Source organism: Advenella mimigardefordensis DPN7 (genome assembly GCF_000521505.1).
Classification (GTDB): domain Bacteria; phylum Pseudomonadota; class Gammaproteobacteria; order Burkholderiales; family Burkholderiaceae_B; genus Advenella; species Advenella mimigardefordensis.
The window spans coordinates 4731433-4740516 of record NZ_CP003915.1; the positions used below are offsets into that span (position 1 = coordinate 4731433).

A 9084-nucleotide genomic window follows, 5' to 3' on the forward strand; every position below is an offset into this window, starting at 1 on the left:
AAGAATATGGATTTTGAACTGAACACAGAACAAAAAGGCTTTGAGTCGGCGGTGCGTCGCTTTGCGGAAAATGAATTGCGAGACGGCGCAGTTGCACGCGCACATAGTCAGGACTATCCCTGGGATATTTCCGGCCGCATGGCCGAGCAGGGATTGCTTGGCATCACCATTGCGGAAGCCGATGGCGGTCTTGGTGGCACGTTGATGGATGCTGTGATAGCCATACAGACAATTGCATCTGTTTGTCCGCGCAGTGCCGATGTGGTACAGGCTGGGAATTTTGGTGCAATTCGGGTGCTGGCCGAGTACGGTTCAGATTTCCAGAAAGAGAAATACCTGAAGCCGTTGCTGGCAGGCAAGGCGCTGATTGCGGTGGGCATGACTGAACCGGATGCCGGCTCGGCAGTGACGGAACTTAAAACCACGGCAACGCGCGACGGCAAGGGCTGGCGCATCAATGGCACAAAAATTTTTACGACACATGGACCGCACGCCGATTTTATTCTCGCGTATGTGCGTTTCGGACCGGGTACCAAGGGTATTGGTTCCGTCATGATAGAGACCCGCGCCGAAGGTATGCGACTGGGAAAACGTTCCGCCTTTATGTCCGACGAGGAGTGGGTGGAGATCTTTATGGATAACGTCTATGTACCTGATGAGCAGGTGGTATTGGGTGAGGGCGGATTCAAAAAGCAGATTGCCGGTTTCAATGTAGAGCGACTGGGTAATACTTCGCGATCCCTGGCGCTGGGTCGATACGCTTATGAAGAGGCACGGCAATGGGCGCTGCAACGACGACAGTTCGGCAAACTGCTGTGCGAGTTCCAGGGCATACAGTGGAAATTTGCGGATATGCGCATCAAGCTTGATGCAGCGCAACTGTTGTTATACAAGGCCGCCGCGGGTGCAGACAGCGGCTTTCCTTCACCGACAGAAACGGCCATCGCCAAGGCGTATTGCAACCAGATTGGCTTTGATGTGGCCAATGAAGCACTGCAGGTAATGGGTGGCATGGGCTATAGCCGCGAATCGCTGGTGGAATACTGTGTGCGGCGCTGTCGTGGCTGGATGATCGCAGGCGGCTCCATTGAAATTCTTAAAAACCGTATTGCCGAGGGTGTGTTTGAACGCACATTCTCGCAGCGGGCTGCATAACGCATAAGCAGGCCATTGCACTCAAAGCCGTATATTTCAATCGTCATTTAGGGTTAACTCCAATGAGCGATTTGGGCATCAGTGTTTTAATATGAATACTATTGAATGCAGAAGAATACAAATTTAAAAAGGACCGGAAAATGAGCCAGATTCACATAGCAAGTGCAAAGCAGACATGCAGCGAAGCAGAGTGGCAGGCGCGGGTTGACCTGGCGGCCTGCTATCGTCTGATGGCGCACTACGGCATGTCGGACATGATCGCCAATCACATCTCGCTGCGTGTACCGGGCGAGGAAGATGCGTTCCTGATCAATGCCTATGGCATGCTGTACGAAGAGATCACGGCGTCAAGCCTGCTCAAAATTGATCACAAAGGCAATATTCTGAGTTCGCCAGATTTCGGCTCACTGAACTACGGCGTGAACAAGGCGGGCTTTGTGATTCACAGTGCGATCCATGAAGCCCGGCCTGAAGTGGCCTGTGTCATACACACGCATACGTGGGCCGGAATGGCGGTCTCCTCGCTCAAGTGCGGACTGCTACCGCTGAACCAGACGGCGATGCGCTTTCTGCGCATTGCGTATCACGATTACCAGGGCGTCGTGCTGGACCTGAGCGAGCAGGAATCGCTGGTCAGGGATCTGGGGAGCGCTGAAGCCATGATCCTGCGCAACCACGGCCTGCTTACAGCAGGCAATACGATAGGGGAAGCGTTCAACTGGATGCATCGCCTGGAGCTGGCCTGCCGCGCCCAGATTGCCGCCATGTCCTGCAATACGCCGCTGAACGAGGTGAGTGCGTCAGTGCTGGAAGAAACCTATAAAAACTATCAGCCTGGCACGCGTCGTCCTTACGGATTGATGGAGTGGCCGGCGTTGCTGAGAAAAATGGAAAAACTGGACGCCAGCTTTATGGATTGAGCGGACTCGTTTGTGGCGTGCAGTCTGGAAGTTGCGGTCTTCGCGGGCATCCCCAAAGGCTCAATCTGGATTTCAGGTAGCAGGCAGTAAACAAGCTGTGTTGTCGCATTACCAACGCAAGCAGCATGGACACCATTCTGGTGAGCCATGGGCTTGCGCGTATCACTGCGGCCGCGTCCCGGAACAACAGTAAATCACAAGTGTAATTACTTCTATTAGAACGAGGAGACGAAATATGTACAAATGTCATTCAAAGATTGGTCAGGCGGCCGTACTGGCAGCCATGGTGGCTATACAGGTGGGCGCATCGAATGCCGTGGCGCAGGAATGGCCGACCAAACCGGTGAAAACGGTGGTTGCGTTTACTGCGGGCGGCACGACCGACATTATTGCGCGTGAAATAAGCAATGAACTGAGCAAAATGTGGGGCGAGAGTGTTGTGGTGGAAAACAAGCCGGGGGCGGCCGGCAATATTGGTACCGGTGCAGTGGTGAGTGCCAAACCCGATGGCTATACGATACTGATGAACTCAATCGGCCCCATTGCCGTCAACCCCTATATTTACGCCAAAAGTACCTTTAACACCATGACGGACTTGCGGGCCGTGACATTGGTTGCGGATGTACCAAACGTGCTGGTGGTGGCACCGTCGCTAAATGTAAAAACCGTGCAGGACCTGACCAAACAGATAGAGGCCAAACCGGGCTCATTCAATTGTGCATCTACCGGTGTGGGTACGGCCGCGCATCTGTCGTGTGCAATGATGGCGAAAACCCGTAATCTGACTGTGACGCATATTCCTTATAAAGGCGCCGATGCTCTGAATGACGTCTTATCCGGGCGGGTGCAGTTCATGTTTGCGACCCTGCCTTCTGTCATTGGCAATATCAAGGGCGGCAAGCTGATTCCGCTGGCGGTGTCTACTGCAAAGCGCTCTCCTGCACTGAAAGACGTACCTACCATGCAGGAGGCCGGCTATAAGGACTTTGCCATGGGGTCCTGGTTCGGCTATTTCGCACCGGCAAAAACACCGGACAATGTTATCCAAAAACTCAATAAGGACATCAACACGGTATTGCAGAACCCCACGGTTAAAACCAAGCTGTCCAACGAAGGCGCGGAGCCGGTGGGTGGCAGTGCCGAATCGTTTACTGAGTTTGTGAAAGCCGAAAATGCGAAGTGGAAAGCGTTCACAACTGAAATGAATATTTCTGCAAAATAGGTCATTACAGCCCCAATGGCCGCAGAGTTGGTACATTATCTTTCCATAAAGGGGTGGTTTCGCTGTCTGCCCCAGTTCATTCCTCTTTATTGCAGCTGAAAATATCATGGCATCACAGGCATTGAACGTATTGATATCAGACAAGGTTCTGGCATATGTGCGCGAGGCGGCAACGTCACGCTATGGTCTGGAGCAGATTCACTTCATCCCTTTCAGTGGCCAGCCACTGGACGAGCAGACGCTGGCGCAGCTTGATATTGCATTTGTGTCTCGCGATATTACGGGGCGTTCAACCAAGTTTGTGTTGGAACCCGCAACAGCAATCTTTTACCAGATGCTGGAGCAGGCGCCCAGGCTGCAGTGGGTGCATGTCCACTCGGCGGGAGTGGATCGTCCGGTTTATGTGAGTTTGCGCGACAAGGGACTCAGCGTCACCAGTTCCACCGGCGCACTGTCGGCGATTGTCGCGCAAAGCGCACTGGCTGCGGTGCTGGCACTGAACCGGCGCTTTCGTTTTCTTGAACAGGCGCAGCGCGAACATAAGTGGGCGCCGCTGCTGGACGAATTGATGCCGGCAGACCTGCACGGGCAGCACGTCATGCTGGCCGGCTGGGGGCCGATTGCGCAAACCATACAGCGTTATCTGGACATGCTGGGCATGCAGGTGACGGTACTGCGCAATAGTGCCATTGACCGCGCGGCTATTGGTGCGACTAATGGTGCCACTGATAGCGCAACTAATAGCACACCTAATGGCGCCGGCAACAGCCCGACAAATGTCCCCATGATTCCATACAGTGCCATGCACCAACTGCTGCCGCAAACAGAGTGGCTGATCCTGGCCTGCCCGCTCACAGAGACCACGCGCCAGTTGGTAGATCGTCAGGCGCTGGCTGCGATCAAGCCCGGTGCCTGTATTGTTAACGTATCGCGCGGCGAAGTGATCGAAGAAGCAGCGCTGATCGATGCATTAAGCACTGGCCATATTGCTGGCGCGTATCTGGATGTGGTGGAAAAAGAGCCGTTAGTGGTGGATTCACCCTTGTGGGATATGCCAAATGTCATGGTATCGCCGCATACAGCGGGCCATTCCAGCGGTAACGAAGCGCGGGTTGCTGATATTTTTCTGGAGAATCTGAACAACTGGGTGCACGGGTTGCCCTTGCGGAATCTGTCTCGGTAATCCACAGTGAGGCGACAGCCAAGCGATGGCACACCGATATTAACGAGCCTTCACGCCCTTGACACCCCTTCACAAGCTTTCACGAGCCTTCACAAGCCTTCACAAGCCTTCACAAGCCTTCACAAGCCTTCACTCGTTGGCCCGAATCACTGCAGCAAGGCATCCACCAATTCGCGAATCACCGGTTGTTGCGCATCCACGGCTTTAACACACAGATAAAACTGCCGCTGTGCCCAGCTGTCTTCCAGATGCAGTAGCTGCAGTCCCATGGGCTGCAGATAGTTGGCCGCGATTTGTTCCGGCACAACGCCAATGCCCAGACCTTCCTTGATCATGCGGCAGCGTGTTTCGAAGTTCGAGACCTGCAGATTCACATTGGGCGGACGCGAGAGCGACGGTTCTACATAGGCAAGAAAGGATTCCAGCGAATGGCGCGGGAAGTAACCAAGTAAATCGTAGGCCAGCGCTTCTTCAAGAAACAACGACTGTCGTTGGGCCAGCGGATGGCCGTTAGGCACCACCAGGCCCACGCGATCCTGTTTATAAGGATAGGAAATCACGCCGGTACCAGGCATGTCCGCATGATAAATCCCGATGTCGCCGGAATCTTCAGCGATCATTCGTGGCACGTCATAGCTGTGGCATTCAACCAGATCAACCCGCAGGCTTCGATGGGTTTTAAAGTAGGCCGCCATCTGCTGGGGCAAAAATTGCCATATTGCAGATGGATTGGCCAGCAGCCTGATCTGGGCCTTGCCGTCATTGGCAAATTCATGAATCAGATTCTCTGTAAGACGCAGGTTGCGCAGAATGGATTTGGCGTGCTGGTATAGCAACATGCCGGCCGGCGTAGGTTCAACGCCGCGACCGTGCCGTAACAGCAGGGTTTTATCCAGGCGCAATTCCAGATCGGTAATACGTTTGCTTACTGCGGAGGTAACCAGATTCTCGCGTTGTGCCGCCCGTGACAGGCTTTTTTCTTCTACGGCAGCAACAAAGGCTTCCAGCGATGGAATGTCCAGCTTTTTCATGCGTCTCTCTTATGTGTGTTCTGGTGGTCGCTAGCCGACCCATGATTTGCTGCAAAATCATACCATGAACAGGGGCGCATAAAAAAACCGCCATTGCATTTGCAATAGCGGTTCGCAGCGTATACCTGCAGCCTGCCGACAGACCCCGTCAGGGCCTGTCGCCGGCTCAGCCTATTTTGGCGTCGTTGGCAGCCTTGTTCAGGTTGCGCGTGATGAACCATTGCTGGCCAATAGACAGCACGTTATTGACGCACCAGTACAGCACCAGACCGGCAGGGAACATAAACATCATGGCACCGAATACCAGCGGCATGAACATCATGATCTTGGCCTGCATCGGATCCGGTGGTTTCGGATTCAGGCGCATCTGCAGGAACATGCTACCCATCATGAAGATCGGCAGAATAAAGTAGGGATCGTGTACTGACAGATCGTGAATCCAGCCGATCCATGGCGCACCGCGCATTTCAACGCTGGCCAGCAGAACGCGATACAGGGTCAGGAATACCGGAATCTGCACCAGGATAGGCAGACAGCCACCCAGCGGATTGATTTTTTCCTTACGGTACATTTCCATCATGGCGGCATTAAGCGCCTGACGGTCATCCCCGAATTTCTCTTTCATGGCCTGCATGCGTGGCGCGACGTTTTTCATCTTCGCCATGGATTTGTAGCTGGCCGCAGACAGCGGGAAGAAAATCAGCTTGATCAGGACGGTCAGCAGCACAATCGTCCAGCCCCAGTTGCCTACAATAGAATGGATCCACTGCATAACGGCAAACATGGGCTTGGCAATGATCGTCAGCCAGCCGTAGTCGACGACAACATCAAGGCCGGGTGCCACGGCTGCCAGTGCATCCTGGTCCTGTGGTCCGACCCACAGTTCAGATTTGGTGGTGATGCTGGCACCCGGTTCAAGCGTACCCAGCGGCTCAACCGTGCTGACCGCATACAGGCCTTCCGGCGTCTTGCGCAGGTTATACAGGCGGTCTTTGCCTTCAGGCGGAACCCATGCCGTGACGAAATAATGTTCGATCATGGCGATCCAGCCGTCTTTGGACTGCTTGACGTACTCGGCGCTGTTTTTATCTATGTCTGAGAAAGAGAATTTCTGGAAACGCCCCTGTTCAGTGTAGATCGCCGGACCGGTAAAGGTATGGTAAAAGCTGGAGGCGCCCGGAGGATCTTTGCTGTCACGGGTGATTTGCAAATACTGTGATGGTTGTTGAGGCTCTTCACTGGTATTGGTAATCACGTCCTGCACATCGACCCGGTACGTACCTTTATTGAAGGTGTACGTACGCGTGACTTTCAGGCCACCGGATTCGGATTCAAACACCACCGGCAGCGTATCGCCCGTCATGGTTTTTTCGGTAGATACGAGCTTGAAGGGCTTGTACTGATCCGGATAGCTTTTCTTCTGGCCGGCGGGGGCGACAATACCGCTTTGTACGGTGTAGCGCGAGGTGTTGTTGTTTTCCAGCAGAACGGCAGCCTTGGTGTCATCGGCCGTATCCCTGTGCTTGCGCAATTCGGCGTGAACCAGTTGCGCACCCATCGTATCGAACTGAAGACGGAACTCGTCTGTTTCGACGTCAATAATCTCGGAGGGAGCGCTGGTCGCGGCCTGTGCCTGGGCTGGCGTTGTCGCCGCTCCTGGAACTGAAGGTGCAGACGGTGTATCGGCTTGCGGTGTTGCCGAAGCCGGTGCAGTGCTATCCTGCTGCGCGACCGTGGGCTGTTCGCCAAGAAGAGAGGGATGACCGTTGTAGGTTTGCCAGTTGTTCCACAGCATAAATGCCGAGAAAACAAATATCATCCAGAGTATGGTGCGTCGGATATCCATGTAACCTGATTACAGTAAGAGCGGTTGGAAAAACGCACTAGTGTAACCCAGTGCATATTGCGGGAATGCGGTTTTGTGGGCAGAGTACTGAAATTATTCATGATTTGGCGCGGCCCTGGTGCCTTCGGGCGCTTTCGCCGGCGGCACCGGATCATGACCACCCTGACTAAAGGGATGACAGCGACAAAGTCGTTTGGTTCCCAGCCACAGGCCCTTACCGGCGCCGTGTGTATTGATCGCCTGCTCCATATATGCCGAGCAGGTGGGCGTGAACCGGCAGGACTGGCCTACCCAGGGACTGATAAAGTACCGGTAAAAACGGATAGGCGCAATCAGAATCTTGCGAATCATGACCGTCCCCTGGTGTCAGAACGCGGTGCGAGTGCCCGTGCGAAATGACTGTCTACTTCCTGACGCACCAGCCGGCGCAATACGGTAAGTGAACAGGGTTCGATCTTGCCGTGCAGGCGTACCAGATAGTCTGCGGCCGGCAGGTTCAGACGATGATGACGAAAAGACTCGCGAATGACCCGCTTGATGGTGTTGCGAGTTGTCGCCCGCACGGCAAAGCGCTTGGCGATAATCATGCCGAGTCTTGCGGTGGGTTCGGTCAACGGGGGCGAGGGCTGCGCGTGGTTCAGAGTGAACAAAGCCCCCCGGGCAACACGTCTTCCTTTCAGGAGATTCGTGAATTCAGAGGGGCGGTGCAGTCGCGCCGCTTTAGGATAGGTGGCGCTTTGCATGAAACGGACAGGAACCGTGTTCTGCCTGGTCAGGCGCGATCGGATCGGGGTCCGGATCGCACTCAGACGGCCAGACGTTTACGGCCTTTGGCGCGGCGAGCGTTGATCACGGCGCGACCACCACGGGTTTTCATGCGAACACGAAAGCCGTGAGTGCGTTTGCGACGAGTTACGGAAGGTTGGTAAGTACGTTTCATGGAAATTCCACCAAAAATAAAGAGCTAAAGTTAAATACGGCTACTGCCGGACGGTTTGTTCGCCGCCGCTAGTCAAGACAAAAGCATTGATACGGTGACTCTGCCTGCAGCCAACGATCACATAAGTGATCTCGCGACCGATAGCGGATGACAGCAAGGGCTGACTACAGGCTGTCTTTCGTGTTGTGTCGCAATGCCAGCCTGGCTGTTCACTGGCGACCCATCACATTGTTCTGCGCTGCTCCGGGTCCCGGTGTTGCCACCTGTAATCCATCAGAGCGTGCTGGTTTGCTGCCTGACCCTGGCCGCCCATTGGATAGCCGACCTGTTTTTCGTGTATACGGTAACAACAGTGCAACCCAGGTTCGCAATCCAATGAATGACAAGGGAAGTGCGGAACCCGTCTGAAACCGGCTCAGAGTCTTTTCCAGCGTTTTTTTACTTTTTACGTTTCGCCGTGTGCCTGAAATAATAAAAGGGCGTGTGTCTACCCTCAACATTACCTCTTAACACTACCTCGCTCAACATTACACTTGAGGCAGTAGTCACGCGACCACCAAGCAACGCGTAAGTAAGTGCTTACCTGCGTCACTTTTGTAAAGCCCTATATTTCATCAAAATTTTTGTGAATAGTCAATGGTTTAGGTGGCTTTTTCAATAAAATTTGCCGATCTGTTGTGAGTTGGCTGCTGCCTGGCGCGCCGGGTTGGTGATGAATGGCGGCAAAATGACTGAAATTTGCGCAAGATAGTGCCTGGTTGGCCGAAATTTTCATGTTTTCTACAGG

At 54.0% G+C, this 9084-nt stretch carries 10 protein-coding genes; 4 read left to right on the forward strand and 6 right to left on the reverse strand.

Annotated elements, in window-relative coordinates; translation table 11 throughout:
* Positions 1-6: 6 nt before the first annotated feature.
* The 4 genes from MIM_RS21725 to MIM_RS21740 all read left to right on the forward strand — a co-directional run bounded on the left by MIM_RS21725 (position 7) and on the right by MIM_RS21740 (position 4480).
* Positions 7-1155 (forward strand): acyl-CoA dehydrogenase family protein, encoded by a 1149-nt coding sequence (locus MIM_RS21725; RefSeq protein ID WP_025374845.1) that lies wholly within the window; start codon positions 7-9, stop codon positions 1153-1155.
* Between the two features lie 140 nt (positions 1156-1295).
* Positions 1296-2075, forward strand: a complete 780-nt coding sequence (locus MIM_RS21730; protein WP_025374846.1) for a class II aldolase/adducin family protein — start codon at positions 1296-1298, stop codon at positions 2073-2075.
* A gap of 235 nt (positions 2076-2310) precedes the next feature.
* Positions 2311-3297 carry a Bug family tripartite tricarboxylate transporter substrate binding protein gene (locus MIM_RS21735; protein WP_052342364.1) on the forward strand — a complete coding sequence of 329 codons (987 nt, stop codon included), beginning with the start codon at positions 2311-2313 and terminating at the stop codon, positions 3295-3297.
* 106 nt (positions 3298-3403) lie between these two features.
* Positions 3404-4480 carry a D-2-hydroxyacid dehydrogenase gene (locus MIM_RS21740; RefSeq protein ID WP_025374848.1) on the forward strand — a complete coding sequence of 359 codons (1077 nt, stop codon included), beginning with the start codon at positions 3404-3406 and terminating at the stop codon, positions 4478-4480.
* Positions 4481-4626: 146 nt separating this feature from the next.
* Here MIM_RS21740 and MIM_RS21745 read toward each other — a convergent pair whose 3' ends face one another.
* The 6 genes from MIM_RS21745 to MIM_RS23290 form a co-directional block, all read right to left on the reverse strand.
* A complete protein-coding gene (locus MIM_RS21745) occupies positions 4627-5511 on the reverse strand; it encodes a LysR family transcriptional regulator (protein ID WP_042070698.1) in 885 nt (294 codons plus the stop codon).
* 166 nt (positions 5512-5677) lie between these two features.
* The gene (gene yidC, locus MIM_RS21750) at positions 5678-7357 is read right to left on the reverse strand and encodes a membrane protein insertase YidC (protein ID WP_025374850.1); all 1680 of its coding nucleotides are present in this window, start codon (positions 7355-7357) and stop codon (positions 5678-5680) included.
* A gap of 93 nt (positions 7358-7450) precedes the next feature.
* On the reverse strand, positions 7451-7708 hold the full coding sequence (gene yidD / locus MIM_RS21755) for a membrane protein insertion efficiency factor YidD (protein ID WP_025374851.1): 258 nt from the start codon (positions 7706-7708) through the stop codon (positions 7451-7453).
* Positions 7705-8100: a ribonuclease P protein component gene (rnpA, locus tag MIM_RS21760; protein ID WP_025374852.1), complete on the reverse strand. Its 396-nt coding sequence runs from the start codon at positions 8098-8100 to the stop codon at positions 7705-7707. The genes yidD and rnpA overlap by 4 nt, the downstream gene beginning before the upstream one ends.
* Positions 8101-8162: 62 nt before the next feature.
* Positions 8163-8297, reverse strand: coding sequence for a 50S ribosomal protein L34 (rpmH, locus tag MIM_RS21765; protein WP_006578231.1), 135 nt, complete (start codon positions 8295-8297; stop codon positions 8163-8165).
* A 604-nt stretch (positions 8298-8901) separates the two neighbouring features.
* On the reverse strand, positions 8902-9072 hold the full coding sequence (locus MIM_RS23290) for a hypothetical protein (RefSeq protein WP_158318765.1): 171 nt from the start codon (positions 9070-9072) through the stop codon (positions 8902-8904).
* Positions 9073-9084: the final 12 nt, after the last annotated feature.